Here is a 26390-nt window from a genome sequence, read left to right on the forward strand (position 1 = left end):
TGCGAGGTGGCGTATATTACGCTTTCCTCTTTCAGAGTCAACCCGTTATTTCAGGATTTTTTCTCTTCAACCGACCGCGTTGTCTGTGAAGTGTTTCACATCCGCCGTGTCGATGGAGGCGCATTATAGGGATCCCAATTTTTAGCACAAGTATTTTTTAGATCTTTTTTTCCGACTGCTGATTTTCCGCGCTTTTCGCTGAAATCCCGCCCGATCTGCTTAAATATTGACGTATTTTGCCTTGCCTCGATCCATTAATACGATCAAAGTCTTCTGTATAGCGCTCATTCTTAGAGGTAGATATGTCTGCAGTATTGCGTCCTTATAAAGATCTGTTCCCCCAAAAAGGCGATCGCGTGATGATCGATGCCAGCAGCGTGGTCGTTGGTGATGTGCGAATGGCCGAGGATGTCAGCATCTGGCCGCTCGTCGCCATCAGGGGAGATGTTAACTATGTGTCGATTGGTGCACGTACCAACATTCAGGACGGTAGCGTTCTGCATGTCACGCACAAATCCTCCTATAACCCGGAGGGCAATCCCCTCATCATTGGAGAAGAGGTTACCGTCGGCCATAAAGTGATGCTTCACGGCTGCACGATCGGAAATCGCGTCCTTGTTGGCATGGGGTCGATTTTGCTGGATGGCGTCACAGTAGAAGATGACGTAATGATTGGTGCCGGTAGCCTGGTCCCGCAGAACAAACGGCTGGAGAGCGGCTATCTCTATCTAGGAAGCCCGGTAAAACAGATCCGCCCCCTGAAGGAGGCAGAGATCGAAGGGTTAAAATACTCAGCGAACAACTACGTTACGTGGAAGAATGAGTATCTGGATCAGGACAACCAAACCCAGCCCTGATCGTCTTCCTGCTGTTCGCGGATTAAATCGCTGGCTTCCTCTTCCAGATCCCAGCGATTTTCGCAAAATACCGCTATCGGGTTTGAACCGCCAAAACGACGCAGCAGCGTTTTCCCATGAATGGCACAGGTAAGTTGCATACCCTGCACCAGCACCGGAAAACAAACCGCTTGTTTACTCTCATCCCAACTCTCTCTGTCCGGGAAATGAATAGCCTGGTTCACGCCGAAAGTTCCTGCTTTAACTTTTCAATGACAGGTTCGACCGCAGGCAACACGCCGTGCCAGAGCAGCACCGCATGCGCAGCCTGACCCACCAGCATTCCCAGTCCATCGGCTAACTGTTTCGCGCCGTGTTGTTCACACCAGTTAAGGAAAGGCGTCTTCCCTTTCTGATAAAACATGTCATAGAAGTACATATGCGCGCTGACCAGAGAAGCGGGGATTGCCGGGATCTCACCGTTGATGCCGCTGGACGTGGCATTAATGACAAGATCGAACTCACGATCGGCAAGATCGTCAAGCGCTACTGCGCTCACGCTACCGGTATGCGCAAACAACGCCGCCAGCGCTTCTGCACGGGAAAAGGTTCTGTTGGTAATGGTCACCGCACAGTCCAGTGAAAGCAGAGGCAACAGTACTCCCCGCGATGCGCCGCCCGCACCAATCAGCAGGACCCGGAACCCGGGCTTAATAAATGAAAGTCGTTCCAGATCGCTAAGTAAACCAATTCCGTCGGTGTTATCCCCCAAAAGGCGACCATCCTCAAGCCGTTTTAGAGTATTGACTGCACCAGCCAGTGAAGCGCGCTCGGTCAGCTCATCCGCACGTTCGAAGGCTTCTTCTTTAAACGGGACCGTCACATTCGCACCTTTACCGCCCGCGGCGAAAAAAGCCTCCAGCGTTGGAATAAATGCATCCACCGGTGCCAGTACGCGACCATAGGGATGATTTATCTGCAGCTGCTTCGCAAATTGCTGATGAATCAACGGTGATTTGCTGTGTGCAATCGGATTACCAAAAACAGCATAGGTTTCCATGAGATTACCCCTGGCGAAAACGTTCGCCGGTTAAAGCGTCGCGAATTTCAGACGGATTCAGACGCCCTCCCGTTTCACCGACAGCAACAGGGAAGTCATTCCCGAACTGCGCCAGCACTTCTTCGGTTGTCCGACAAGGTGGCAATCCGGTCAGGTTAGCGCTGGTTGAGACCAGCGGTTTACCAAACGCCAGACAAAGCTCAACCACCAGCGGATGGTCAGTGACGCGTACGGCGAGGGAATCAAAGCGTCCGGTTAACCAGCGCGGCGTTGTCGGCTGCGCAGGGAAGACGAAGGTCACCGGTCCAGGCCACGCGGAGAAGATCGTCTCGCGCTGCGCCGGCGTCAGCATAGAATCATCGATGTAGGGCTTAAGCTGCTCGTAATTTGCAGCGATCAAAATCAGCCCTTTCTCGACGGGTCTTTGTTTTAAGGCAAGCAGGCGGCTCACAGCCGTCTCGCTGTCAGGATCGCAACCGACCCCAAAAACAGCTTCAGTTGGATAGGCGATGACTTCTTCATTTTTCAGTACGTCCACTGCATGCGCAATGGAGCCTGATGGCAGGTTATTATTCACTATATTGATCCGCCGTTACCGGCTTTCCACATTGTTTACTGGCGCAGAAGCGTTTCATGCCTTGCGCGGTTTTCTTCTCTATGAGTAGCGGATAATTGCAATGAGGGCAGGTTCCCGCTACCGGCTTAAAATTGATAACGAACTGGCATTCAGGATAGCGATCGCACGAATGGAAGGTCTTACCATAACGGGAGCGGCGCTGTACCAGCTGACCGCGCTGACACTGAGGGCAGGCAATTGCCGTTTCATCAGGCTTATCAATTTGTTCCGTATGTTCGCATTCCGGGTAGCGGCTACATCCAATAAACATGCCGAAACGCCCCTGACGCAGGGCTAATTCACCACCGCAGACTGGACAAAACTGCCCCTCCAGAATTTTAACGATATGTCCATCCGCCTGGCTTTTCAGGGGACGGACATAATCACATTCCGGATAGTGTGAACAACCGAGAAACGGGCCGTGTTTCCCGGACCGAATAACAAGTTCAGCCCCGCACTGCGGGCAGGGCTCGTTTTTATGCACCGTGAATAGTGCTGATTTGGCCATAACAACTCTTGGTGCTGCACATTGAATTAGTGCAGCATACCTTCATTCACTTCAAAGAGTAATTCTTCCATTTGCTGATAGGCATTTTCACAGCCCGGGATATTAAACAGAACCATCAGGATCACCCACTTGAGATCTTCCAGTTCAAATTCTGCTGTATCCAGCGCCATGACGCGCTCTATCACCATTTCTCTCGTTTCGAGGTTCAGCACCTGAATCTGCTCAAGGAATAAAATGAACCCCCGGCAGCTGGCGTCCAGCCTTTCACACTCTTCTGCGGTATAAATGCGTACTGACAATGGGTCAGAAGCAAGCTGCATCGGTTCGGCGAGGCCTTCCTGATAATCAGCCAGTTTTTCCAGCCACATCAACGCATTATAGATATCTTCCCGCTCAAACCCCGCATCGGTAAGATCCTGTGTCAATTTGTCCTGATCCACTCGCATTTCTGCTTCGTTATGGATGTAAGTCTCAAACAAATACATCAGTACGTCGAACATGGCATGCCCTCCTTAATCGGACATAGCCGCCGGGTACAGCTGCGATCCACCCTGCTAACTCCAGTTCGAGTAGCTGTGCTACCGTTACTGGCACAGGTTGGCCGGCACGTTCAGCGACAACGTCAACAGGTGTTACCTCATCTCCTACGTTAGCCAGGAGCTTGGGAAATGGCAATGCCACCTCTCCCTGATCTGATGAATATTGTCGCTTTTCGGGATCTTCCTGCAGCCATTGCAGCCCATATTGCAAATTTTCAAGAATGTCCCCGACTTCCGTTACCGGTGTTGCCCCCTGCTTAATCAGCCAGTGCGGTCCCTCGCATCCAGGATTACCTATCGGGCCTGGCAAGGCGAAGACTTCTCGCCCCTGTTCGAGCGCGCACCGTGCCGTGACCAGCGAACCGCTTCGCCGCGCGGCTTCAACCACCAGCACGCCTTTGCTAAGGCCGCTGATGATGCGATTACGACGCGGAAAATTTGCCGGTCGGGGCTGCGCGGAAAGCGGAAACTCAGACACTATCGCACCGTCAGACTCAATAAGCCGCATCGCCAATGCCTGATGCCGGCGTGGGTAAATGCTAAAAAGACCATTCCCCAGCACCGCGACAGTTCGTCCTTTAACTGACAGCGCCGCGCCGTGGGCAACGCCATCAATACCACAGGCCAGCCCGCTGGTAATCGTGAAACCGCTTTGTGACAGTTGTTCGCACAGGATTTTCCCCCATCGCTCGCCGTACCATGACGGCGCACGACTGCCTACCACCGCCAGCTGAACAGTTTTAAGCGTCTCAGGGTTACCTTTTATGAATAATGCCCCGGGATAGTCAGGGATCGTTCGGAGTAGAGGGGGATAAAGGGAATGATTGGCCGTTAATAAATGATGTCCCGGCTGCTCAAGCCATTTCAGGCTACGTTCCAGCTCACTCTCATTGAACGCAAAGAATCGTTCAGCCTGCTTTGCTGTCAGTCCAGCATTTCTTAAGGCAAGCATGTCGATGCCTTCCTGCCTCTGCAGTCGTGCAGCCGCTTCCACCATGACATCACCACACAGAGAACCTGTGTGCATAAGCCGTAGCCATATCTCGATTGGCGTCATCCTTTCCCCTGCCATAAGCGGCCTCCGCAATCATTGCGATTGGTCACTGATGCTGTCAATCGATGGGGGATTTGTCTAGAATAGAGATAGTATTCTTATCAACTCCTGAACACGACTCTGGAAATTTATGGCAGTTTTGCAAGTGTTACATATTCCGGACGAGCGCCTTCGCATCGTCGCTGAACCGGTCAAAGAAGTGAATGCAGAAATCCAGCGTATCGTTGATGATATGTTCGATACCATGTACGCCGAAGAAGGCATTGGCCTGGCGGCGACGCAGGTAGACATTCACAAGCGTATTATCGTGATTGATGTTTCTGAAAATCGCGATGGCCGCCTGGTGCTGATCAACCCTGAGTTGCTCGAAAAGAGTGGCGAAACCGGTATCGAGGAAGGCTGTCTGTCTATTCCTGAACAGCGTGCGTTAGTGCCGCGTGCTGAAAAAGTGAAAATTCGCGCCCTGGATCGTGACGGTAATCCGTTCGAACTGGAAGCAGACGACCTGCTGGCGATTTGTATTCAGCATGAGATGGATCACCTGGTCGGTAAACTGTTTATCGATTACCTCTCGCCGTTGAAACAGCAGCGTATTCGTCAGAAAGTAGAGAAACTGGATCGTTTGCGTTCTCGCGCATAACGTCCCCCCGGATACAAGGATCATCGTGTCTAAAACACTACGTATTATCTTCGCGGGAACCCCTGATTTTGCAGCGCGTCACCTTGACGCGCTGCTATCGTCTGGTCACCAGGTTGTTGGCGTCTTTACCCAGCCGGATCGTCCTGCTGGTCGCGGCAAAAAACTGATGCCGAGCCCGGTCAAGGTGCTGGCAGAAGAGCATGGGCTTCCTGTTTTTCAGCCTGCATCGCTGCGCCCGCAGGAAAATCAGCAGCTGGTTGCTGACCTGAATGCCGACGTAATGGTGGTGGTGGCTTACGGTTTAATTCTGCCAAAAGCTGTGCTTGATATGCCGCGCCTGGGTTGTATCAACGTGCATGGGTCTCTGCTCCCACGCTGGCGTGGTGCAGCACCTATCCAGCGCTCGCTGTGGGCGGGTGATGCCGAAACGGGCGTGACCATCATGAAGATGGACGTAGGTTTAGACACCGGCGACATGCTGTATAAACTGGCCTGCCCCATTACGCCAGACGATACCAGCGCCACGCTGTATGACAAACTGGCAGACCTTGGCCCACAAGGTCTTATCGAGACGCTTCAGCAGCTTGCTGACAATACGGCAAAACCGGAAGTTCAGGATGACGCGCTGGTAACCTACGCCGAAAAGCTGAGCAAAGAAGAAGCACGGATCGACTGGTCCCTGTCGGCCGCTCAACTTGAACGCTGCATCCGCGCTTTTAATCCGTGGCCAATGAGCTGGATGGAGATTGATGAGCAACCAGTGAAAGTCTGGAAAGCCTCCGTCGTTAGCGGTACTACCGCGGCTGAACCCGGTACGATTGTTGACGCCAACAAGAACGGGATCCAGGTGGCGACTGCGCAAGGGATCCTGAATCTTGAATCGCTACAACCGGCCGGTAAGAAGGCTATGAGCGCTCAGGATCTGTTAAATTCCCGTCGCGAATGGTTTATTCCGGGCAATCGTCTTGCCTGAGCAAATTTATTCTTAAGGCCCGGTGTTTCCGGGCATTTTTATTTTTACGGTTATGAAAAAACAAAATCTACGCAGTATGGCGGCTCAGGCCGTTGAGCAGGTTATCGAGCAGGGCCAGTCATTAAGTAACGTCCTGCCTCCCCTGCAGCAAAAAGTCTCTGATAAAGACAAAGCCCTGCTTCAGGAGCTCTGCTTTGGCGTTCTGCGCACGCTTTCTCAGCTTGAGTGGTTGATTAACAAGCTGATGTCACGCCCAATGACAGGCAAGCAGCGCACCGTACACTATTTGATTATGGTGGGTTTTTATCAGCTTCTTCATACCCGCATCCCACCTCATGCCGCGCTGGCTGAGACGGTGGAAGGTGCCGTTGCGATTAAACGCCCTCAGTTGAAAGGGCTGATCAACGGCGTACTGCGCCAGTTCCAACGACAGCAGGATGAGCTTCTGGCTGAATTTGCCCAAAACGAAGCACGCTTCCTGCATCCGGACTGGCTGTTGAAGCGGCTGAAAAAAGCTTATCCGCAACGGTGGCAGGACATTGCCGATGCCAACAACCAGCGTCCGCCAATGTGGTTACGCGTGAATCGTAATCACCACACCCGTGACGCATGGCTGGCATTACTCGAAGAAGCTGGAATGAGTGGTTTCACTCACGCTGCATACCCTGATGCCGTACGTTTAGCCTCCCCCGCTCCGGTACATGCATTACCGGGTTTCGAAGAGGGTTGGGTAACGGTACAGGATGCTTCTGCCCAGGGTTGCATGACCTGGCTTGAACCCCAGAACGGTGAGCAGATCCTCGATCTCTGCGCCGCACCAGGGGGCAAAACGACGCATATTCTTGAAGTGGCTCCGCAGGCCAGCGTGATGGCGGTGGACGTCGATGAACAGCGTCTTTCACGCGTCTACGACAACCTCAAGCGTCTGGGCATGAAGGCTCAGGTTAAGCAAGGCGATGGACGCAAACCCGCAGAATGGTGTGGTGAAACGCAATTCGATCGCATTTTGCTGGATGCTCCCTGCTCTGCAACCGGCGTTATTCGTCGTCATCCGGACATCAAGTGGCTGCGTCGCGATCGTGATATTAACGAACTTGCCCAGCTGCAGTCCGACATTCTCGACGCCATCTGGCCGCATCTCAAACCTGGCGGAACGCTGGTCTATGCAACCTGCTCCGTACTGCCGGAAGAAAACAGCCAGCAAATCGCGGCCTTCCTTAAACGTACCCCGGACGCCGCGCTGCGCGATACGGGAACGCCTGAATCCCCGGGTCTGCAGAACCTGCCGGGTGCCGAAGAGGGTGATGGCTTCTTTTACGCTAAGCTAATCAAAGAGTGATGTTGAGAACAGGTCACGAGATATGAAGATTATCATTCTGGGTGCAGGACAGGTTGGCGGAACGCTGGCGGAGAACCTGGTGGGCGAAAACAACGACATCACCATAGTCGATACCAACGGCGATCGTCTGCGTGTCTTACAGGACAAGTTTGACCTGCGCGTGGTGCAGGGTCATGGTTCTCACCCACGGGTTCTTCGTGAGGCAGGTGCCGACGATGCCGACATGCTGGTTGCGGTAACCAGTTCTGACGAAACCAATATGGTGGCCTGTCAGGTGGCCTACTCGCTTTTCAACACGCCAAACCGAATCGCGCGCATTCGCTCTCCGGACTATGTTCGCGATGCTGAGAAACTGTTTAATTCCGAAGCGGTTCCTATTGACCATCTCATCGCACCGGAACAGCTGGTTATCGACAATATCTATCGCCTGATCGAATATCCGGGCGCCCTGCAGGTGGTGAACTTTGCCGAGGGTAAAGTGAGTCTGGCAGTGGTTAAGGCCTATTACGGTGGACCATTGATCGGCAATGCGCTTTCTACCATGCGCGAGCACATGCCGCATATCGATACGCGCGTCGCAGCCATTTTCCGTCACGACAGGCCAATCCGCCCGCAAGGCTCCACGATTGTCGAAGCAGGTGATGAGGTCTTCTTTATTGCGGCCTCACAGCATATTCGTGCCGTAATGAGTGAACTTCAGCGTCTCGAAAAACCCTATAAACGCATTATGCTGGTCGGCGGCGGCAATATCGGTGCAGGCCTGGCACATCGGTTAGAAAAAGATTACAGCGTAAAATTGATCGAGCGCGATCAGCAGCGTGCTGCTGAACTGGCGGAAAAACTGCAAAATACGATCGTATTTTATGGCGATGCGTCTGATCAGGAGTTGCTGGCTGAAGAGCATATTGATCAAGTTGATCTTTTTATTGCCGTCACCAACGACGACGAGGCGAATATAATGTCCGCCATGCTCGCCAAGCGTATGGGTGCAAAGAAGGTCATGGTGCTTATCCAGCGCAAGGCGTATGTCGATCTGGTCCAGGGTAGCGTTATTGATATTGCCATTTCGCCGCAGCAGGCGACAATTTCCGCGCTCCTGAGCCATGTTCGTAAAGCGGATATTGTCGGTGTGTCATCGCTCCGCCGCGGCGTAGCGGAAGCCATTGAAGCCGTGGCGCATGGAGATGAAACCACATCACGCGTCGTGGGCCGGTCGATCGACGAAATTAAGCTGCCGCCAGGCACGATCATCGGCGCCGTTGTGCGCGGAAATGACGTCATGATTGCCAATGACAATTTACGTATTGAGCAAGGCGATCACGTTATTATGTTCCTTACGGATAAAAAGTTTATTACTGACGTCGAACGTTTATTCCAGCCAAGTCCATTCTTCCTTTAAAGAGTAGGGTGCTCTAGAAAGAGCACCCGCACTTTATCCTTTTCATTTCTGTGCCTTTTATTTTTCATAACGTTTAATTATCCCGAATGGCAATTGGCTAATCATTTGTTAAACTTATACTCGTCAGCTGGCACAAGGAGAGAACAATGAGTTTTATTAAAGAATTTCGCGAATTTGCGATGCGCGGGAACGTGGTGGATTTGGCAGTGGGTGTCATTATTGGTGCAGCATTCGGCAAGATTGTTTCATCATTAGTGGCCGACATTATCATGCCACCATTAGGGTTGTTAATCGGGGGCATTGATTTCAAACAATTCGCTTTCACACTGCGTGAAGCGCAGGGTGATGTTCCGGCAGTAGTAATGCACTACGGCGTATTTATTCAGAACGTATTTGATTTTGTGATTGTCGCGTTTGCCATTTTTATGGCTATCAAGCTGATCAACAGGCTCAACCGTAAAAAAGAAGAGCCGGCTGCTGCACCTGCACCAACGAAAGAAGAAGTGCTGCTGAGTGAGATCCGCGATCTGTTAAAAGAACAGAATAACCGCGTTTAATCGAAAGTTTAAAGCAGAAAGGCCAGTGGTAAATAAGCGATTCGCTTGCTTGCCACTGGCCTCCCAGTTACCCCGTTTTTCATGTTTGTCTTTACGCAGATAACTTCCTTTCCCTTTTTTATTCTTCTCAACGCGCTGCCTGAATAACGGGTCGTGAAGTAACGCCTCAATGGCATTGTCTTTTATCTGTCCTTTCGTGTGCTGATAGCGGCTCATAAATTCTCCTGAGCATGGTTTATGACGAAGGGAGTCTAGATCCGGATGGACTAAAAATCAACAGCCCTCGGTTTCTCCACTGGCCCCCTGTTCAAGGGCTTCCAGTATGGAACAATAAATACTGCTGTGGGCCGTCCCGCAGCAGGCATCATTCAGCCTTTGCAGAGAGCGCTGCATGGTTTGCAGCTCCTGGATGCGTGCTTCAACTTCATCCAGCCGGGCCTGCACAATGCTTTTAGATTCCTGGCAGGTGTGATGTTCCGGATCGATGCGGATCGATAATAGCTCGCGGATCGAATCCAGCGTGAAGCCGAGCTGACGCGCATAACGAATAAATCGCAGGCGCTGCAGATCGTTATCGGTATAAAGGCGAAAGCCTCCTTCTGTACGAACTTCATGATCGATCATCTGCTGCTTTTCGTAATAACGGATGGTATCCGGCGTAACGTTCGCAAGCTTCGCAAGTTCACCAATACGGTACATAACTACTCCTCGTTTATTCTCTGCATCAATCTTTCACCGTATTCACCGCGCAGAAAATCAGTGTTCATCCCAGCCTGGCGCAGCTTGAGTTCAAGCAGGGCGAGACGGCGGCTCAGTTCAGAATGTCGCGGATCGTCCTGACGGATACCGTTGAGAAGATCGGCCAGTTCAACAGCCTCTCTGCGCTGTTCGAGCTCCGGAGGGAGACAGCCCGCGTTTTTCAGTAAACGGTATCCAGCTCGCAGTTCAGGCGCAATATGCGAGTCATCGTCAAGCACAAGGGGTTCGCCGCTTCCCGGGAGATCGTCGAATTCACCTTTATTTTGGGCATCGCGAATATGGCGTTCTGCCCACTGGTCGAGCAACCACATTACCAGCTCCAGGGAATGAACAGAATTGATACAGACATTGTAGAGAAGTGGGGATATCGCGGATATAAAAAAACCCGCCGGAGCGGGTTTTTTTACGTTACTACAGATTACTCTGCAGCAGCTTCTGCTTTCTCTGAACGATCAACCAGCTCGATGTAAGCCATCGGCGCGTTGTCGCCTGCACGGAAACCACACTTCAGAATGCGAGTGTAACCACCGGCACGGCTCGCGAAACGCGGGCCCAGTTCGTTAAACAGTTTTGCCACGATCTCGTTATCACGAGTACGGGCGAATGCCAGACGACGATTAGCAACGCTGTCAGTCTTGGCAAGAGTAATCAGCGGCTCAACTACGCGACGCAGCTCTTTCGCTTTAGGCAGGGTCGTCTTGATGATCTCATGACGAACCAGTGAACCTGCCATGTTGCGGAACATAGCCTGGCGATGGCTGCTGTTGCGGTTCAGTTGACGACCACTCTTACGATGGCGCATGACCTTATCCTTCTCAGTAAAACCTTAACCTGTGATCCGGTTACTCGTCAGCAATGCTTGCCGGTGGCCAGTTTTCCAGGCGCATGCCCAGAGACAAACCACGTGAAGCCAGCACGTCTTTAATCTCAGTAAGAGATTTTTTACCCAGGTTCGGCGTTTTCAGCAACTCAACCTCGGTACGCTGTACCAGATCACCGATATAGTGGATAGCTTCTGCCTTGAGGCAGTTAGCAGAGCGGACAGTCAATTCGAGATCGTCAACAGGGCGCAGCAGGATCGGATCGAATTCTGGTTTCTCTTCTTTCACTTCCGGCTGACGTACATCACGTAAGTCAACGAAAGCTTCCAGTTGTTCTGCCAGGATGGTTGCCGCACGACGAATCGCCTCTTCAGGATCGATTGTGCCATTGGTTTCCATTTCGATGACCAGCTTGTCCAGGTCGGTACGCTGTTCTACACGCGCTGCTTCAACATTGTAGGCAATACGCTCTACAGGGCTATAGCATGCGTCGACCAGCAGACGGCCGATTGGGCGCTCATCTTCTTCCGAATGAATTCGGGCAGAAGCCGGCACATAACCACGACCGCGCTGAACTTTGATACGCATGCTAATAGCTGCGTTCTCATCGGTCAGGTGGCAGATCACGTGCTGCGGCTTGACGATTTCAACATCACCGTCGTGGGTGATGTCGGCTGCAGTCACAGGGCCAATGCCAGATTTATTCAGAGTAAGAATAACTTCATCTTTACCCTGAACTCTCACCGCCAGCCCTTTCAGGTTGAGCAGGATTTCAAGGATATCTTCCTGAACGCCTTCTTTGGTGCTGTACTCATGAAGTACACCATCAATCTCAACCTCGGTCACCGCGCAACCCGGCATCGATGAGAGCAGAATACGGCGCAGTGCGTTACCCAGAGTATGGCCAAAGCCACGCTCTAAAGGCTCAAGGGTCACCTTGGCGTGCGTCGAACTCACTTGCTCGATATCTACCAGGCGCGGTTTTAGAAACTCTGTCACAGAACCCTGCATTGTGTCCTCTCTTTGGTACTAAGCTTTACTTGGAGTAAAGCTCGACGATCAGGTGTTCGTTAATGTCCGCAGACAGATCAGAACGTTCTGGCTGACGCTTGAACGTACCTTCCATCTTGCCAGCATCAACTTCCAGCCAGGTTGGCTTTTCACGCTGCTCAGCCAGCTCCAGAGCGGCCTTCACGCGAGATTGCTTTTTCGCTTTCTCACGAATGCTAACAACGTCATTCGCTTTAACCTGATAAGAAGCGATGTTAACAACACGACCGTTTACCATGATTGCTTTGTGGCTAACCAGCTGACGTGATTCAGCACGAGTAGCGCCGAAGCCCATACGGTATACAACGTTGTCCAGACGACCTTCCAGCAGAGCGAGCAGGTTTTCACCTGTGTTGCCTTTCAGACGTGCTGCTTCTTTATAGTAGTTACGGAACTGACGCTCCAGCACACCGTACATACGGCGAACTTTTTGCTTTTCACGCAACTGCACACCATAGTCAGACAGACGCGGTTTACGCGCACCGTGCTGGCCAGGAGCTTGTTCAATTTTACACTTGGTATCGATCGCGCGAACGCCAGACTTAAGGAATAAGTCGGTGCCCTCACGACGGCTCAGCTTGAGCTTAGGACCCAAATATCTTGCCATTTTCTATCTCCAACTAACCTAAAAAACGGAGCGTTATACGCGACGTTTTTTCGGCGGACGACAACCGTTATGAGGGATCGGAGTCACATCAGTAATATTCGTGATGCGGAAACCAGCGGCGTTCAGAGCGCGAACAGTAGATTCACGACCCGGACCCGGACCTTTAACCATAACTTCCAGATTCTTGATGCCGTATTCTTTTACGGCTTCTGCGCAACGCTCTGCTGCAACCTGAGCTGCGAACGGAGTGGATTTGCGAGAACCACGGAAACCGGAACCACCGGCTGTTGCCCAACCCAATGCGTTACCCTGACGATCAGTAATAGTAACGATGGTGTTGTTGAAAGAAGCATGGATATGAGCCACGCCGTCAGAGACTTGTTTTCTTACACGTTTACGTGCACGAACTGGTGCCTTTGCCATTATTCAATCACCCCGATTATTTCTTGATCGGTTTGCGCGGACCCTTACGGGTACGTGCGTTGGTCTTAGTACGCTGACCGCGCACTGGCAGACCACGACGATGACGCAAACCGCGATAGCAACCAAGATCCATCAGGCGCTTGATGCTCATGCTGATTTCACGGCGCAGATCACCTTCAACGACAAATTTGGCAACTTCGTCACGCAGCGTGTCGATTTGTTCTTCAGACAGCTCACTGATCTTAACATCTTCAGCGATACCCGCTGCAGCCAGAATGGCTTTAGAACGGGTCTTGCCGACGCCGTAGATCGAAGTTAATGCGATCACAGCATGTTTCTGATCAGGAATGTTAATGCCTGCTATACGGGCCACTATGCACTCCTACTATTTAATATGTACGCACCATGCTGAAAAGCCCGTTTTCAGGATACTCAAATGGAAACGTACAGACATACAAAAGATTGGCTGGCTAATCTAGCCAGCTCAACCCAACTTTGCAAGAAAAATATGCGAAATAATCAGCCTTGGCGCTGTTTATGCTTCGGCTCGGCACTGCAAATCACACGGATGACACCATCACGCTTAACGATTTTGCAGTTACGGCATAATTTCTTGACGGAAGCACGAACTTTCATTTTTACTCTCCGTAACTTCTCAGGCGACCATTTAGCGGCCGTAGCCTTTCAGGTTCGCCTTCTTCAATGCAGACTCGTACTGACTGGACATCATCAGAGTTTGCACTTGAGCCATAAAGTCCATAATCACGACAACAACGATAAGCAGTGAGGTCCCACCGAAGTAGAACGGTACTTTCATTGCATCACGCATGAACTCCGGGATCAGGCAGATAAAAGTAATATAAAGCGCACCAACCAAAGTCAGGCGAGTCATTACTTTATCGATATACTTCGCCGTTTGCTCTCCCGGACGAATTCCTGGTACAAATGCACCGGACTTCTTCAGGTTATCTGCTGTTTCACGCGGGTTGAAGACCAACGCCGTGTAGAAGAAACAGAAGAAGATGATCGCAGACGCATAGAGTAACACATAAAGTGGTTGCCCAGGCTGCAAATACAGCGAAATTGTTGTCAGCCAGTTCCAACCAGTACCGCCCCCGAACCATGACGCGATGGTCGCCGGGAACAGAATAATACTGGAAGCGAAGATAGCCGGGATAACCCCCGCCATGTTCACTTTCAGCGGTAAATGTGTGCTCTGTGCAGCATAGACACGACGACCCTGCTGACGTTTAGCGTAGTTCACCACAATGCGGCGTTGACCACGTTCAACGAAGACAACAAAGAACGTCACTGCAAATACTAATACTGCAACCAACAGCAACAGGAGGAAGTGCAGGTCGCCTTGACGCGCTTGCTCAATAGTATGGGCGATGGCTGGCGGGAGGCCCGCAACAATACCGGCGAAGATAATGATTGAGATACCGTTACCGATACCACGCTCAGTAATCTGTTCGCCGAGCCACATCAGGAACATAGTCCCTGTGACCAGACTTACAACAGCGGTGAAGTAGAATGCAAAGCCCGGGTTTAACACCAGGCCCTGCATACCAGGCATATTCGGCAGACCGGTAGCAATACCGATCGACTGGAATATTGCCAGCACCAGAGTACCGTAACGGGTGTACTGACTAATCTTACGACGTCCAGACTCCCCTTCTTTCTTCAACTCTGCCAGGGCCGGATGAACGACCGTCAGCAGCTGGATAATAATAGATGCCGAAATGTACGGCATAATACCCAATGCGAAGATAGAAGCACGGCTGAGAGCACCACCAGAGAACATGTTGAACATTTCAATGATGGTGCCTCGCTGTTGCTCAAGCAGTTTGGCAAGTACAGCGGCATCGATACCAGGGATCGGAATAAAAGAGCCAATACGGAACACAATCAGCGCGCCGATAACAAACAGCAGTCTGCGTTTCAGCTCGCCAAATCCACCTTTGGCACTTTGAAAATCTAATCCCGGTTGCTTAGCCATCTGCTACTTATTCCTCAATTTTACCGCCAGCAGCTTCGATAGCAGCACGAGCACCTTTAGTAACACGCAGGCCACGAACAGTTACCGGAGTAGAAACTTCACCAGCCAGGATCACTTTCGCGAACTCGATCTGGATACCGATAATGTTTGCTGCTTTCAGCGTGTTCAGGTCTACAACGCCGCCTTCAACTTTCGCCAGGTCAGACAGACGGATTTCCGCTGTGATCGCTGCTTTGCGAGAGGTGAAGCCGAACTTCGGCAGACGACGGTACAGTGGCATCTGGCCACCCTCGAAACCGCGACGTACGCCACCGCCAGAACGAGAGTTCTGACCTTTGTGACCACGACCACCGGTTTTGCCGAGGCCAGAACCGATACCACGACCCAGGCGTTTACCCGCCTTTTTAGAGCCTTCGGCCGGAGACAGAGTATTTAAACGCATCTCTTACTCCTCAACTTTAACCATGAAGTAAACCGCGTTGACCATACCACGAACAGCAGGAGTATCCTCGCGCTCAACGGTATGACCAATACGACGCAGACCCAGGCCAAGCAGCGTTGCCTTGTGTTTCGGCAGACGACCGATTGCACTGCGGGTTTGAGTGATTTTAATAGTCTTTGCCATGGTCAATTACCCCAGAATTTCTTCAACGGATTTACCACGCTTGGCAGCGACCATTTCTGGAGAATTCATATTTTCCAGGCCATCAATAGTTGCACGAACCACGTTGATCGGGTTGGTGGAACCATATGCTTTAGCCAGAACGTTATGAACCCCAGCAACTTCCAGAACGGCGCGCATTGCACCACCGGCGATGATACCGGTACCTTCTGAAGCTGGCTGCATGAATACACGAGAACCCGTGTGAACACCTTTAACTGGGTGCTGCAGGGTGCCGTTGTTCAGCGCGACGTTAATCATGTTGCGACGGGCTTTTTCCATCGCTTTCTGGATCGCTGCTGGAACTTCACGCGCTTTACCGTAACCAAAACCAACGCGACCGTTACCATCGCCTACTACAGTCAGAGCTGTGAAGGAGAAAATACGACCACCTTTAACGGTTTTAGATACGCGGTTTACCGCGATCAGCTTTTCCTGCAGTTCGCCAGCCTGTTTTTCGATGTGAGCCATCTTACACCTCTACCTTAGAACTGAAGGCCAGCTTCACGGGCAGCATCTGCCAGTGCCTGGACACGACCATGATATTGGAACCCGGAACGGTCAAAGGAAACATTGCTGATGCCTTTTTCCAGAGCGCGTTCAGCAACAGCTTTACCTACAGCTGCAGCGGCGTCTTTGTTACCGGTGTACTTCAATTGTTCTGAGATAGCTTTTTCTACAGTAGAAGCAGCTACCAGAACTTCAGAACCGTTCGGTGCAATTACCTGTGCGTAAATATGACGCGGGGTACGATGTACCACCAGGCGAGTTGCACCCAGCTCTTTGAGCTTGCGGCGTGCGCGGGTCGCACGACGGATACGAGCAGATTTCTTATCCATAGTGTTACCTTACTTCTTCTTAGCCTCTTTGGTACGCACGACTTCGTCGGCGTAACGAACACCCTTGCCTTTGTAAGGCTCAGGACGACGGTAGGCGCGCAGATCTGCTGCAACCTGACCGATCAGCTGTTTATCAGCGCCTTTCAGCACGATTTCAGTTTGAGTCGGGCATTCTGCAGTGATACCGGCCGGCAGCGGATGCTCAACAGGGTGTGAGAAGCCCAGAGACAGGCCTACTGCATTCCCTTTGATAGCTGCACGATAACCTACACCAACCAGCTGAAGCTTTTTAGTGAAGCCTTCGGTAACACCAACAACCATTGAGTTCAGCAGGGCACGCGCGGTACCAGCCTGAGCCCATCCATCCACGAAACCATCACGTGGACCGAAGGTCAGAGCGTTATCTGCATGTTTAACTTCAACAGCTTTGTTGAGGGTACGAGTCAGCTCGCCGTTTTTACCTTTGATCGTAATAACCTGACCGTCGATTTTGACATCAACGCCGGCAGGAATAACGACCGGTGCTTTAGCAACACGAGACATTCTTTCCTCCGATTAGGCTACGTAGCAGATAATTTCGCCACCAAGACCAGCCTGGCGCGCTGCACGATCAGTCATAACACCTTTAGAGGTAGAAACAACTGCGATACCAAGACCAGCCATAACTTTTGGCAGCTCATCTTTTTTCTTATAGATGCGCAGGCCTGGGCGGCTGACACGCTGAATGCTTTCTACAACAGCTTTACCCTGGAAATACTTGAGAGTAAGTTCCAGTTCCGGCTTGGTGTCGCCTTCAACTTTAAAATCTTCGATAAAACCTTCTTCCTTCAGCACGTTGGCAATTGCCACTTTCAGCTTGGCGGAAGGCATGGTGACCGCAACTTTGTTCGCGGCCTGACCGTTACGGATACGGGTCAGCATATCCGCGATCGGATCTTGCATGCTCATCTGTCTTTACTCCCGTGATTCAATTGGTAATTACCAGCTAGCCTTTTTCAAGCCTGGCACTTCACCGCGCATAGCGGCTTCACGCAGTTTGATACGGCTCAACCCAAACTTGCCCACATAACCATGTGGACGACCTGTTTGACGACAGCGGTTACGCTGACGAGACGGGCTGGAATCACGCGGCAGAGACTGCAGCTTGAGAACCGCATTCCAACGATCTTCGTCGGAAGCGTTCACATCAGAAATGATCGCTTTCAGTTCAGCGCGTTTAGCGAAGAATTTATCAGCTAAAGCTACGCGCTTTACTTCGCGTGCTTTCATTGATTGCTTAGCCATTCAGTAACCCTACCTTACTTGCGGAACGGGAAGTCAAAGGCAGCCAGCAGAGCACGGCCTTCTTCGTCAGATTTCGCAGTAGTGGTAATGGTAATATCCAAACCACGCACGCGGTCGACTTTATCGTAGTCGATTTCTGGGAAGATGATCTGCTCACGGACACCCATGCTGTAGTTACCACGACCGTCGAAAGACTTAGCGGACAAGCCACGGAAGTCACGGATACGTGGAACAGCAATAGTGATCAGGCGCTCAAAGAACTCCCACATGCGTTCGCCACGCAGAGTTACTTTACAGCCGATCGGATAGCCCTGACGGATTTTGAAGCCTGCAACAGATTTGCGTGCTTTGGTGATCAGCGGTTTTTGACCGGAGATTGCTGTCAGGTCAGCTGCTGCGTTATCCAGCAGTTTCTTGTCAGCGATCGCTTCACCAACACCCATGTTCAGGGTGATCTTCTCGACCCGAGGGACTTGCATGACAGAATTGTAGTTAAACTCAGTCATGAGTTTGTTAACTACTTCGTCTTTGTAGTAATCATGCAGTTTCGCCATCGTACTACTCCAAATTACTTGATAGTTTCGCTGTTAGACTTGAAGAAACGGACTTTTTTGCCGTCTTCGAATCTAAAGCCTACACGGTCAGCCTTGCCGGTAGCCGCATTGAAGATTGCAACGTTAGAAACCTGAATAGCAGCTTCTTTTTCAACGATGCCGCCTGGTTGGTTCAGGGCCGGAACCGGCTTCTGATGTTTCTTAACCAGGTTGATACCTTCAACGACAAGTTTGCCGGAAGACAGAACATTTTTTACTTTACCGCGTTTACCTTTATCTTTACCGGTTAACACGATAACTTCGTCATCACGACGGATTTTCGCTGCCATGATTCGCTCCTTAGAGTACTTCTGGTGCCAGAGAGATAATTTTCATGAACTTCTCAGTACGAAGTTCACGAGTTACCGGCCCAAAGATACGCGTGCCGATAGGCTGCTCGCTGTTATTGTTTAAAATAACGCATGCATTACCATCGAAGCGAATGACAGAACCGTCAGGGCGACGAACACCCTTCTTGGTGCGCACCACTACCGCCTTCAGCACATCACCTTTTTTGACCTTACCACGTGGAATTGCTTCCTTGATGGTGATCTTGATGATGTCGCCTACGCCTGCGTAGCGACGGTGCGAGCCACCCAGAACCTTGATACACATTACGCGACGTGCACCGGAGTTGTCGGCGACGTTCAGCATAGTCTGTTCTTGGATCATTTTAGTGCTCCGCTAATGTCAACTACTACCTGAGACTCTAAAATCAGAGCCGTTAAAAAGCCCCATATCGAGGGCGCGGCATTATAACACCGCTTCTGCAATATGGGTAGAAAAAATAAACGGCTCATCGCTGAGCCGTTTATTCGTATTGAGAAGGCGTACTGTATTACAGAACCGCTTTCTCTACAACGCGAACCAGCGTCCAGGACTTAGTCTTGGACAGTGGACGGCATTCACGGATTTCAACCTTGTCGCCGATACCACATTCGTTGTTCTCGTCATGTACGTGCAGTTTGGTCGTACGCTTGATGAATTTACCGTAGATCGGGTGTTTCACAATACGTTCGATAGCTACAACAATGGATTTCTCCATTTTGTCGCTAACAACACGACCTTGCAGAGTACGGATTTTATCGGTCATTACGCACCCGCCTTCTGAGTCAGTAAAGTCTTAACGCGTGCAACATTGCGACGCACTTGCTTCAGCAGGTGAGTCTGTTGCAGCTGGCCACTTGCAGCCTGCATACGCAGGTTGAACTGCTCACGCAGCAGGTTCAGCAGCTCAGCGTTCAGCTCTTCAACGCTTTTTTCACGCAGCTCTTTTGCTTTCATTACATCACCGTCTTAGTTACAAAGGTGGTTTTGATAGGCAGTTTCGCTGCTGCCAGGCCGAAGGCTTCACGGGCCAGCTCTTCCGGAACACCGTCCATTTCATAAAGGACTTTGCCCGGTTGGATCAAGGCAACCCAGTACTCCACGTTACCTTTACCTTTACCCATACGAACTTCCAGCGGCTTCTCGGTGATCGGTTTGTCCGGGAATACACGGATCCAGATCTTACCTTGACGCTTAACTGCACGGGTCATTGCACGACGTGCTGCTTCGATCTGACGTGCAGTCAGACGACCACGGCCAACAGCTTTCAGACCGAAAGTGCCGAAGCTAACATCCGTACCCTGCGCCAGACCACGGTTGCGGCCTTTGTGCACTTTACGGAATTTTGTACGCTTTGGTTGTAACATCAGCGACGCTCCTTATTTACGGCCTTTACGCTGCTGCTTTTTAGGTTGAGCAGCCGGTTTTTCCGGTTGTTCAACAGCAGCCATACCACCCAGGATCTCACCTTTGAAGATCCATACCTTAACGCCGATTACACCGTAAGTGGTGTGCGCTTCAGAGGTGTTGTAGTCGATGTCAGCACGCAGAGTGTGCAGCGGTACGCGACCTTCACGGTACCATTCGGTACGTGCGATTTCCGCGCCGCCCAGACGGCCGCTAACTTCAACTTTGATACCTTTAGCGCCCAGACGCATTGCGTTCTGTACAGCACGCTTCATAGCACGACGGAACATAACACGACGTTCCAGCTGAGAAGTGATGCTGTCAGCAACCAATTTAGCGTCCAGTTCAGGCTTACGAACTTCAGCGATATTGATCTGTGCAGGAACGCCAGCGATATCCGCTACGACCTTGCGCAGTTTTTCTACGTCTTCGCCTTTCTTACCGATAACGATGCCAGGGCGAGCAGTGTGAATAGTCACACGGATGCTCTTAGCTGGACGCTCGATAACGATACGAGATACAGACGCTTTAGCCAGTTCCTTAGTCAGGTACTGACGTACTTTAAAATCGCTGTCCAGGTTGTCAGCGAATTCTTTGGTGTTCGCAAACCAGGTAGAGTTCCATGGTTTTACAATACCCAGGCGAATACCATTAGGATGTACTTTCTGACCCATTGCTAGTCTCCAGAGTCTCAGCGATCGGACACAACCACAGTAATGTGGCTGGTGCGCTTCAGGATGCGATCTGCACGACCTTTCGCACGCGGCATAATGCGCTTCATGCTTGGGCCTTCATCTACGAAAATTTTCGCGACTTTCAGATCGTCGATGTCAGCGCCATCGTTGTGTTCAGCGTTAGCAATGGCAGATTCCAGTACTTTCTTGACCAATACCGCAGCTTTCTTGTTGGTATAGGTCAGGATGTCCAGGGCCTGCGACACTTTCTTACCGCGAATCAGGTCAGCAACAAGGCGAACCTTCTGAGCAGAAGAACGAGCATGGCGATGTTGAGCTAAAGTTTCCATCTCTTCCTCCTACCTTATTTCTTCTTCGCTTTTTTATCAGCAGCGTGGCCGCGATAAGTACGAGTCGGTGCGAATTCACCCAGTTTGTGACCAACCATTTCGTCGGTAACAAAGACTGGAACGTGCTGACGACCATTATGGACAGCGATGGTCAAACCGATCATGTTAGGAAAGATCGTTGAACGACGGGACCAAGTGCGCAGGGGCTTCTTGTCTCCGCTTTCCACCGCTTTCTCTACCTTCTTCAGCAAGTGCAGGTCAATAAAAGGACCTTTCTTGAGAGAACGTGGCATGGCTTATCCTCTAAAATTATTTGCTACGGCGACGTACGATAAATTTATCAGTACGCTTGTTGCTGCGGGTCTTCTTACCTTTGGTCTGAACGCCCCACGGAGTTACCGGGTGCTTACCAAAGTTACGACCTTCACCACCACCATGTGGGTGGTCGACTGGGTTCATCGCAGTACCGCGAACGGTAGGACGAACACCACGCCAGCGTGCAGCACCTGCTTTACCCAGAACGCGCAGCATATGCTCAGCATTGCCAACTTCGCCCAGAGTAGCGCGGCAGTCTGCTTCGACTTTACGCATTTCACCAGAACGCAGACGCAGGGTGACATAAGCACCATCACGAGCAACGATCTGAACGTAAGTACCAGCGGAACGTGCCAGCTGACCGCCTTTACCTGGTTTCATTTCTACGTTATGAACGGTAGAACCAACCGGGATATTGCGCATCGGCAGGGTGTTGCCTGCTTTGATTGCAGCATCAACGCCAGACTGAATCTGGTCGCCAGCTTTCAGGCCTTTAGGGGCCAGGATGTAACGGCGTTCGCCGTCTTTGTACAGAACCAGCGCGATGTTCGCGGAACGGTTCGGATCGTACTCAAGACGTTCAACAACTGCTGGGATACCGTCTTTGTTGCGTTTGAAGTCAACAATACGATAAGCCTGCTTGTGGCCACCACCGATGTGACGAGTGGTGATACGGCCATTGTTGTTACGACCACCGGATTTGCTGTTTTTTTCCAGCAACGGAGCAAAAGGTTTGCCCTTGTGCAGCTCAGGGTTAACCACTTTAACTACGTGGCGACGACCCGGAGATGTCGGTTTACATTTAACAACTGCCATTGTATTACTCCTCCGACTTACTCAGCGCCGCCAACGAAGTCCAGATTCTGGCCTTCTTTAAGGGTGACGTAAGCTTTTTTCCAGTCGCTACGACGACCGATACGCTGTCCGTGACGTTTAACTTTCCCTTTAACTACCAGGGTGTTAACGACTTCGACTTCGACTTCAAACAGTTTCTGCACAGCAGCTTTGATCTCTGCTTTGGTCGCGTCTTTAGCAACTTTGAGAACGATGGTGTTTGTTTTTTCCATCGCAGTAGACGCTTTTTCAGAAACGTGCGGTGCGCGAAGCACCTTCAGCAGACGTTCTTCACGAATCATGCCAGCATCTCCTCAACTTGCTTAACAGCATCAGCAGTCATTACGACTTTGTCGAAGGCGATCAGGCTAACCGGGTCGATACCAGTCGCATCGCGTACGTCAACCTTGTGCAGGTTACGTGCGGCCAGGAACAGGTTCTCGTCCAGCTCACCGGTGATGATCAGCACATCTTCCAGAGCCATGTCTTTCAGTTTCTGTGCCAGCAGCTTAGTTTTAGGCGCTTCTACAGAGAACTTCTCGACAACGATCAGACGATCCTGACGTACCAGTTCGGACAGGATGCTTTTCAGCGCGCCGCGGTACATCTTTTTGTTAACTTTTTGACTGTGGTCCTGTGGACGCGCAGCGAAGGTCACGCCACCTGAACGCCAGATCGGGCTCTTGATAGAACCTGAACGCGCACGGCCGGTACCTTTCTGGCGCCATGGCTTTTTGCCAGAACCAGTTACTTCAGCACGAGTCTTCTGAGCACGAGTACCCTGACGAGCACCAGCTGCATAAGCAACAACAACCTGGTGAACCAGCGCTTCGTTGAAATCACGACCGAAGGTAGTTTCGGAAACAGTCAGCGCGCTCTGCGCGTCTTTCAATACTAATTCCATTGCTATCCCCTTACGCCTTCACAGCTGGTTTAACGATCAGGTCGCTACCGGTTGCACCCGGAACTGCACCTTTAACCAGCAGCAGGTTGCGCTCAGCGTCAACACGTACTACGTCCAGGCTCTGAACGGTTACACGTTCGTTACCCAGCTGACCTGCCATTTTCTTGCCTTTGAACACTTTGCCCGGAGTCTGGTTCTGACCGATAGAACCCGGAACGCGGTGAGACAAGGAGTTACCGTGAGTAGCGTCCTGGGTACGGAAGTTCCAGCGCTTAACGGTACCAGCAAAACCTTTACCTTTAGAGGTACCGGTTACGTCAACTTTTTTAACGTCAGCAAACAGCTCAACGCTAATGTCCTGACCTACGGTGAACTCTTCGCCTTCAGCAAGACGGAATTCCCACAGACCACGGCCAGCTTCTACGCCAGCTTTAGCGAAGTGACCCGCTTCTGGTTTGGTTACACGGTTAGCTTTTTTAGCACCAGTGGTAACCTGAATAGCGCGGTAGCCATCGTTAGCCAGATCTTTAACCTGAGTAACGCGGTTTGCTTCAACTTCGATTACGGTTACTGGGATAGAAACGCCATCTTCAGTGAAGATGCGGGTCATACCCACTTTTTTACCGACTAAACCAATCATTGTTTCAACCTCTCAATCGCTCGATGACCTGATTAACCCAGGCTGATCTGCACGTCTACACCGGCAGCCAGATCCAGACGCATCAGAGCATCAACGGTTTTCTCAGTTGGCTCAACGATGTCAACCAGACGCTTGTGAGTGCGGATTTCGTACTGATCGCGCGCGTCTTTGTTGACGTGCGGGGAGATCAGAACGGTGAAGCGCTCTTTGCGGGTCGGCAGCGGGATCGGACCACGGACTTGCGCACCAGTGCGCTTAGCAGTCTCGACGATTTCCGCGGTTGATTGATCGATCAGACGATGATCAAACGCTTTAAGGCGGATACGGATTCTTTGGTTCTGCATGAGACCAGAGCTCCAATTATTTTATAAACGAAAATGATTACTCCTCAAACCCATTACGATTGATGGGAGAGTGTAACCGTTCTTACGTAGCTCCCCAATTGGGAGCATTGTTGAGTAACAAAATGAGCTACTCTGGTTCTGATTGAACCCGCCGTCAATTACGACAAGCCCGCGCATTATACGTAAATCTGGGCAAGACGCAAGTGCCGTTTAGAAATTAAGCGCCAAAGGTGCAGGATGCGTAAGAGCGCGCAACATTTCATGCTGTGTATTCTGCGTCGATTCTTTATTTCGAGCCGCTACGCATCTCCGTTTTTTGTGCATTGCCGGCCAGGCCGTTTATAACGAGTATGCGCTCAAACCCGTTTGAGGCCTTTTTCATGCTAACCACCCTCCCCTTTCTGCTGATCTATCTTTCACTGACTGCCTTACTGGTACATGCCGATATTCGCTACGGTCTGCTTCCCGATAAATTTCTCTGCCCGCTGCTATGGGCGGGTCTGCTCTTTCAGCTCTGTATCCATCCTGATTTTCTGCCGAGCGCGGTGGCGGGTGCGTTGGCTGGATATATTGGCTTTGCCGTTATTTACTGGGGCTACTGGTATATCCGCCGACGTGAAGGTATGGGATATGGCGATGTGAAATACCTGGCGGCGCTTGGTGCATGGCACGGCTGGTGCGTACTTCCTACGCTGGCGCTACTCGCGGCGCTGATGGCGCTTCTTTGCATTCTTGTTTTTTCGTTAATCCGCCCTGATAAGAAGGCAATAAAAAACCCGCTGCCTTTTGGGCCATTTCTGGCAGCAGCGGGTTTATGCATAGGCTGGAAAACGTTGGTTACTCTTCCACTTTAATCTGTGACTGAAGGTAGTTCTGCAGGCCAATTTTAGCAATCAGATCCAGCTCCGTTTCCAGCCAGTCAATGTGGCCTTCTTCATCGGCCAGGATCTGGATCATCATATCGCGGCTGACGTAGTCATGTACGCTGTCTGCGTAGGCAATGGCTTCACGGAGATCTTTGGCGCCTTCAAGTTCCAGCCTGAGGTCAGAACGCAGCATTTCTTCGACATCTTCTCCGATGCCCAGCTTGCCGAGATCCTGCAGGTTTGGAATGCCTTCAAGGAATAAAATACGCTCGATATATTTATCAGCGTGCTTCATTTCATCGATAGATTCATGGTACTCAACGTCGTTTAAACGTTTGAGTCCCCAGTTTTTGAACATTCTCGCGTGAAGAAAGTACTGGTTAATTGCGACAAGCTCATTTCCCAATAATTTATTGAGATAACTTATGATTTTAACATCACCTTTCATTATATAGTCCCTCCGCTTCCACTCATTGAAGCGTAGATCGGGCTACAGGGATGTCAAAAAAAAGATGGGCGCTTACGCGATCTCTTTGTATTCCGGGATCTGCATCAATTCGTCCTGCATGATCTCTCGCGCAGCACGTACGCATTTACCGCATTGATTTCCAACCGGAACAAATTTGCGTAGCTGTTGAAATGACTGAGGCTGAAACTGGCGAACGGCCTGACGTATTTTCTTGTCGCTTACACCATTACATAAACAAACGTACATAGAGACTCCCGTTCAAATTATGCGCAAAGTGTAAGTGAGAATGGTTATGATTACAATAGCACAAACGCCACAATACGGGACGGGAGCAGGCAAAAAATGCGAAATTTTGTGACAACGCCTGAGCGGCAAAAAACAAAAAAGGACGCCGAAGCGTCCTTTTTTTATTCGGGGATAATTAATTAGCCCAGAACTTTAGCAACAACGCCCGCGCCAACGGTACGGCCGCCTTCACGGATTGCGAAACGCAGACCGTCGTCCATCGCGATTGGGTGGATCAGAGTCACAACCATCTTGATGTTGTCTTGTCAATCGCACGCTCTGGTTCTGGGATGTAAGAATCCAGGAAGCCAGCCAGTTCGATGATTTTCGCTTCCCACTCAGCTTCGCCTTCCAGCGCTTTCAGAGCAGAACCACGAACGATTGGGGTATCGTCGCCTGGGAAATCGTACTGAGACAG

Annotated in this window: 46 protein-coding genes and 1 pseudogene; 7 read left to right on the top strand and 40 right to left on the bottom strand. The window is 51.0% G+C overall.

The genetic code is table 11. The features are described 5' to 3' along the window. Positions 1-302 precede the first annotated feature (302 nt). Positions 303-857 (top strand): gamma carbonic anhydrase family protein, encoded by a 555-nt coding sequence (locus GXP72_RS20640; RefSeq protein WP_090421157.1) that lies wholly within the window; start codon positions 303-305, stop codon positions 855-857. On the opposite strand, the gene GXP72_RS20645 is transcribed toward GXP72_RS20640, so the two are convergent. From GXP72_RS20645 to dprA, 6 genes are read right to left on the bottom strand one after another with little or no spacing between them, the layout of a single operon-like run. Further along, the gene (locus tag GXP72_RS20645) at positions 833-1081 is read right to left on the bottom strand and encodes a DUF1488 domain-containing protein (RefSeq protein ID WP_090421154.1); all 249 of its coding nucleotides are present in this window, start codon (positions 1079-1081) and stop codon (positions 833-835) included. The two genes, GXP72_RS20640 and GXP72_RS20645, sit on opposite strands and share 25 nt — an antisense overlap. Further along, positions 1078-1896, bottom strand: a complete 819-nt coding sequence (gene aroE / locus GXP72_RS20650) for a shikimate dehydrogenase (RefSeq protein ID WP_023309443.1) — start codon at positions 1894-1896, stop codon at positions 1078-1080. The genes GXP72_RS20645 and aroE overlap by 4 nt, the downstream gene beginning before the upstream one ends. 4 nt (positions 1897-1900) lie before the next feature. Continuing rightward, positions 1901-2473 (bottom strand): L-threonylcarbamoyladenylate synthase type 1 TsaC, encoded by a 573-nt coding sequence (tsaC, locus tag GXP72_RS20655; RefSeq protein WP_023309444.1) that lies wholly within the window; start codon positions 2471-2473, stop codon positions 1901-1903. Beyond that, positions 2466-3020: a topoisomerase DNA-binding C4 zinc finger domain-containing protein gene (locus GXP72_RS20660; RefSeq protein ID WP_061716392.1), complete on the bottom strand. Its 555-nt coding sequence runs from the start codon at positions 3018-3020 to the stop codon at positions 2466-2468. The genes tsaC and GXP72_RS20660 overlap by 8 nt, the downstream gene beginning before the upstream one ends. 26 nt (positions 3021-3046) lie before the next feature. After that, complete coding sequence (smg, locus tag GXP72_RS20665) at positions 3047-3520, bottom strand: DUF494 family protein Smg (protein WP_008503477.1); 474 nt, start codon at positions 3518-3520, stop codon at positions 3047-3049. Further along, a complete protein-coding gene (dprA, locus tag GXP72_RS20670; RefSeq protein ID WP_090421162.1) occupies positions 3492-4616 on the bottom strand; it encodes a DNA-protecting protein DprA in 1125 nt (374 codons plus the stop codon). The genes smg and dprA overlap by 29 nt, the downstream gene beginning before the upstream one ends. 127 nt (positions 4617-4743) lie before the next feature. Here dprA and def point away from each other — a divergent pair, with 127 nt between their 5' ends. The 5 genes from def to mscL all read left to right on the top strand — a co-directional run bounded on the left by def (position 4744) and on the right by mscL (position 9521). Further along, positions 4744-5253 (top strand): peptide deformylase, encoded by a 510-nt coding sequence (def, locus tag GXP72_RS20675; protein WP_008503479.1) that lies wholly within the window; start codon positions 4744-4746, stop codon positions 5251-5253. 25 nt (positions 5254-5278) lie between these two features. Continuing rightward, positions 5279-6226, top strand: a complete 948-nt coding sequence (gene fmt / locus GXP72_RS20680; protein ID WP_024909659.1) for a methionyl-tRNA formyltransferase — start codon at positions 5279-5281, stop codon at positions 6224-6226. Positions 6227-6278: 52 nt separating this feature from the next. Beyond that, positions 6279-7565: a 16S rRNA (cytosine(967)-C(5))-methyltransferase RsmB gene (rsmB, locus tag GXP72_RS20685; protein ID WP_024909660.1), complete on the top strand. Its 1287-nt coding sequence runs from the start codon at positions 6279-6281 to the stop codon at positions 7563-7565. A gap of 22 nt (positions 7566-7587) precedes the next feature. Beyond that, a complete protein-coding gene (gene trkA, locus GXP72_RS20690) occupies positions 7588-8964 on the top strand; it encodes a Trk system potassium transporter TrkA (RefSeq protein WP_008503482.1) in 1377 nt (458 codons plus the stop codon). Positions 8965-9110: 146 nt separating this feature from the next. Continuing rightward, the gene (gene mscL, locus GXP72_RS20695) at positions 9111-9521 is read left to right on the top strand and encodes a large-conductance mechanosensitive channel protein MscL (RefSeq protein ID WP_023309449.1); all 411 of its coding nucleotides are present in this window, start codon (positions 9111-9113) and stop codon (positions 9519-9521) included. Here the strand turns inward: mscL and GXP72_RS20700 are convergent. The 31 genes from GXP72_RS20700 to rpsJ all read right to left on the bottom strand — a co-directional run bounded on the left by GXP72_RS20700 (position 9495) and on the right by rpsJ (position 24352). Then, complete coding sequence (locus tag GXP72_RS20700; protein WP_024909662.1) at positions 9495-9737, bottom strand: alternative ribosome-rescue factor A; 243 nt, start codon at positions 9735-9737, stop codon at positions 9495-9497. The genes mscL and GXP72_RS20700 overlap by 27 nt on opposite strands. Before the next feature lie 57 nt (positions 9738-9794). After that, the gene (gene zntR / locus GXP72_RS20705) at positions 9795-10220 is read right to left on the bottom strand and encodes a Zn(2+)-responsive transcriptional regulator (protein ID WP_024909663.1); all 426 of its coding nucleotides are present in this window, start codon (positions 10218-10220) and stop codon (positions 9795-9797) included. A 2-nt stretch (positions 10221-10222) separates the two neighbouring features. Continuing rightward, positions 10223-10591: a DUF1992 domain-containing protein gene (locus GXP72_RS20710; protein ID WP_024909664.1), complete on the bottom strand. Its 369-nt coding sequence runs from the start codon at positions 10589-10591 to the stop codon at positions 10223-10225. Positions 10592-10698: 107 nt separating this feature from the next. Further along, positions 10699-11082, bottom strand: a complete 384-nt coding sequence (gene rplQ / locus GXP72_RS20715; protein WP_001216368.1) for a 50S ribosomal protein L17 — start codon at positions 11080-11082, stop codon at positions 10699-10701. Positions 11083-11122: 40 nt separating this feature from the next. Continuing rightward, positions 11123-12112: a DNA-directed RNA polymerase subunit alpha gene (rpoA, locus tag GXP72_RS20720; RefSeq protein ID WP_002919219.1), complete on the bottom strand. Its 990-nt coding sequence runs from the start codon at positions 12110-12112 to the stop codon at positions 11123-11125. 25 nt (positions 12113-12137) lie between these two features. Beyond that, positions 12138-12758: a 30S ribosomal protein S4 gene (gene rpsD, locus GXP72_RS20725; RefSeq protein ID WP_004868345.1), complete on the bottom strand. Its 621-nt coding sequence runs from the start codon at positions 12756-12758 to the stop codon at positions 12138-12140. Positions 12759-12791: 33 nt separating this feature from the next. Continuing rightward, the gene (rpsK, locus tag GXP72_RS20730; RefSeq protein ID WP_003863312.1) at positions 12792-13181 is read right to left on the bottom strand and encodes a 30S ribosomal protein S11; all 390 of its coding nucleotides are present in this window, start codon (positions 13179-13181) and stop codon (positions 12792-12794) included. Positions 13182-13197: 16 nt separating this feature from the next. Further along, entirely contained in the window at positions 13198-13554 is a 357-nt protein-coding gene (gene rpsM, locus GXP72_RS20735; protein ID WP_003863308.1) for a 30S ribosomal protein S13, read from the bottom strand. A gap of 146 nt (positions 13555-13700) precedes the next feature. After that, positions 13701-13817, bottom strand: coding sequence for a 50S ribosomal protein L36 (rpmJ, locus tag GXP72_RS20740; protein WP_000868187.1), 117 nt, complete (start codon positions 13815-13817; stop codon positions 13701-13703). 31 nt (positions 13818-13848) lie between these two features. Next, positions 13849-15180 carry a preprotein translocase subunit SecY gene (gene secY, locus GXP72_RS20745; RefSeq protein WP_003863305.1) on the bottom strand — a complete coding sequence of 444 codons (1332 nt, stop codon included), beginning with the start codon at positions 15178-15180 and terminating at the stop codon, positions 13849-13851. Positions 15181-15187: 7 nt separating this feature from the next. Then, complete coding sequence (rplO, locus tag GXP72_RS20750) at positions 15188-15622, bottom strand: 50S ribosomal protein L15 (RefSeq protein WP_003863304.1); 435 nt, start codon at positions 15620-15622, stop codon at positions 15188-15190. Between the two features lie 3 nt (positions 15623-15625). After that, positions 15626-15805: a 50S ribosomal protein L30 gene (gene rpmD, locus GXP72_RS20755; protein ID WP_003863301.1), complete on the bottom strand. Its 180-nt coding sequence runs from the start codon at positions 15803-15805 to the stop codon at positions 15626-15628. A gap of 6 nt (positions 15806-15811) precedes the next feature. After that, on the bottom strand, positions 15812-16312 hold the full coding sequence (rpsE, locus tag GXP72_RS20760) for a 30S ribosomal protein S5 (protein ID WP_003863299.1): 501 nt from the start codon (positions 16310-16312) through the stop codon (positions 15812-15814). A 14-nt stretch (positions 16313-16326) separates the two neighbouring features. Beyond that, positions 16327-16680: a 50S ribosomal protein L18 gene (rplR, locus tag GXP72_RS20765; protein WP_003863297.1), complete on the bottom strand. Its 354-nt coding sequence runs from the start codon at positions 16678-16680 to the stop codon at positions 16327-16329. 9 nt (positions 16681-16689) lie between these two features. Beyond that, positions 16690-17223, bottom strand: a complete 534-nt coding sequence (gene rplF / locus GXP72_RS20770) for a 50S ribosomal protein L6 (protein WP_003863296.1) — start codon at positions 17221-17223, stop codon at positions 16690-16692. A gap of 12 nt (positions 17224-17235) precedes the next feature. Continuing rightward, positions 17236-17628 (bottom strand): 30S ribosomal protein S8, encoded by a 393-nt coding sequence (rpsH, locus tag GXP72_RS20775; protein WP_006178918.1) that lies wholly within the window; start codon positions 17626-17628, stop codon positions 17236-17238. Between the two features lie 30 nt (positions 17629-17658). Continuing rightward, entirely contained in the window at positions 17659-17964 is a 306-nt protein-coding gene (gene rpsN, locus GXP72_RS20780) for a 30S ribosomal protein S14 (RefSeq protein WP_003863291.1), read from the bottom strand. Between the two features lie 14 nt (positions 17965-17978). Continuing rightward, positions 17979-18518, bottom strand: coding sequence for a 50S ribosomal protein L5 (rplE, locus tag GXP72_RS20785; protein WP_001096206.1), 540 nt, complete (start codon positions 18516-18518; stop codon positions 17979-17981). Positions 18519-18532: 14 nt separating this feature from the next. Continuing rightward, positions 18533-18847, bottom strand: coding sequence for a 50S ribosomal protein L24 (rplX, locus tag GXP72_RS20790; RefSeq protein WP_003863287.1), 315 nt, complete (start codon positions 18845-18847; stop codon positions 18533-18535). Between the two features lie 10 nt (positions 18848-18857). Next, positions 18858-19229: a 50S ribosomal protein L14 gene (gene rplN / locus GXP72_RS20795; RefSeq protein WP_002919748.1), complete on the bottom strand. Its 372-nt coding sequence runs from the start codon at positions 19227-19229 to the stop codon at positions 18858-18860. Between the two features lie 166 nt (positions 19230-19395). Next, complete coding sequence (rpsQ, locus tag GXP72_RS20800; RefSeq protein ID WP_008503489.1) at positions 19396-19650, bottom strand: 30S ribosomal protein S17; 255 nt, start codon at positions 19648-19650, stop codon at positions 19396-19398. Continuing rightward, on the bottom strand, positions 19650-19841 hold the full coding sequence (rpmC, locus tag GXP72_RS20805; protein ID WP_003863282.1) for a 50S ribosomal protein L29: 192 nt from the start codon (positions 19839-19841) through the stop codon (positions 19650-19652). The genes rpsQ and rpmC overlap by 1 nt, the downstream gene beginning before the upstream one ends. Further along, the gene (gene rplP / locus GXP72_RS20810; protein WP_002919759.1) at positions 19841-20251 is read right to left on the bottom strand and encodes a 50S ribosomal protein L16; all 411 of its coding nucleotides are present in this window, start codon (positions 20249-20251) and stop codon (positions 19841-19843) included. Before rplP ends, rpmC begins: the two co-directional genes overlap by 1 nt. Positions 20252-20263: 12 nt before the next feature. Next, the gene (rpsC, locus tag GXP72_RS20815; protein WP_000529945.1) at positions 20264-20965 is read right to left on the bottom strand and encodes a 30S ribosomal protein S3; all 702 of its coding nucleotides are present in this window, start codon (positions 20963-20965) and stop codon (positions 20264-20266) included. Positions 20966-20982: 17 nt separating this feature from the next. Continuing rightward, positions 20983-21315, bottom strand: a complete 333-nt coding sequence (gene rplV / locus GXP72_RS20820) for a 50S ribosomal protein L22 (protein ID WP_002919773.1) — start codon at positions 21313-21315, stop codon at positions 20983-20985. 14 nt (positions 21316-21329) lie between these two features. Further along, positions 21330-21608, bottom strand: coding sequence for a 30S ribosomal protein S19 (rpsS, locus tag GXP72_RS20825; protein ID WP_001138117.1), 279 nt, complete (start codon positions 21606-21608; stop codon positions 21330-21332). A gap of 16 nt (positions 21609-21624) precedes the next feature. After that, positions 21625-22446, bottom strand: coding sequence for a 50S ribosomal protein L2 (gene rplB, locus GXP72_RS20830; protein ID WP_000301859.1), 822 nt, complete (start codon positions 22444-22446; stop codon positions 21625-21627). A gap of 17 nt (positions 22447-22463) precedes the next feature. Next, positions 22464-22766: a 50S ribosomal protein L23 gene (gene rplW / locus GXP72_RS20835; protein WP_000617546.1), complete on the bottom strand. Its 303-nt coding sequence runs from the start codon at positions 22764-22766 to the stop codon at positions 22464-22466. Then, positions 22763-23368, bottom strand: a complete 606-nt coding sequence (gene rplD / locus GXP72_RS20840; protein ID WP_000424395.1) for a 50S ribosomal protein L4 — start codon at positions 23366-23368, stop codon at positions 22763-22765. Before rplD ends, rplW begins: the two co-directional genes overlap by 4 nt. A gap of 10 nt (positions 23369-23378) precedes the next feature. Then, positions 23379-24008, bottom strand: a complete 630-nt coding sequence (gene rplC, locus GXP72_RS20845) for a 50S ribosomal protein L3 (protein WP_003863274.1) — start codon at positions 24006-24008, stop codon at positions 23379-23381. A 32-nt stretch (positions 24009-24040) separates the two neighbouring features. Continuing rightward, positions 24041-24352, bottom strand: coding sequence for a 30S ribosomal protein S10 (rpsJ, locus tag GXP72_RS20850; RefSeq protein WP_001181005.1), 312 nt, complete (start codon positions 24350-24352; stop codon positions 24041-24043). Positions 24353-24732: 380 nt separating this feature from the next. Here rpsJ and GXP72_RS20855 point away from each other — a divergent pair, with 380 nt between their 5' ends. Continuing rightward, positions 24733-25206, top strand: a complete 474-nt coding sequence (locus GXP72_RS20855; protein WP_090421159.1) for an A24 family peptidase — start codon at positions 24733-24735, stop codon at positions 25204-25206. Here the strand turns inward: GXP72_RS20855 and bfr are convergent. From bfr to GXP72_RS20870, 3 genes and pseudogenes are all read right to left on the bottom strand, one after another. Further along, positions 25190-25666 carry a bacterioferritin gene (bfr, locus tag GXP72_RS20860; RefSeq protein WP_008503492.1) on the bottom strand — a complete coding sequence of 159 codons (477 nt, stop codon included), beginning with the start codon at positions 25664-25666 and terminating at the stop codon, positions 25190-25192. The two genes, GXP72_RS20855 and bfr, sit on opposite strands and share 17 nt — an antisense overlap. 72 nt (positions 25667-25738) lie before the next feature. After that, complete coding sequence (gene bfd, locus GXP72_RS20865) at positions 25739-25933, bottom strand: bacterioferritin-associated ferredoxin (protein WP_008503493.1); 195 nt, start codon at positions 25931-25933, stop codon at positions 25739-25741. A gap of 179 nt (positions 25934-26112) precedes the next feature. Then, positions 26113-26390, bottom strand: a pseudogene (locus GXP72_RS20870) (hypothetical protein); the annotation flags it as partial.

This window comes from Enterobacter sp. SES19, from assembly GCF_011765665.1.
Taxonomy (GTDB): domain Bacteria; phylum Pseudomonadota; class Gammaproteobacteria; order Enterobacterales; family Enterobacteriaceae; genus Enterobacter; species Enterobacter pseudoroggenkampii.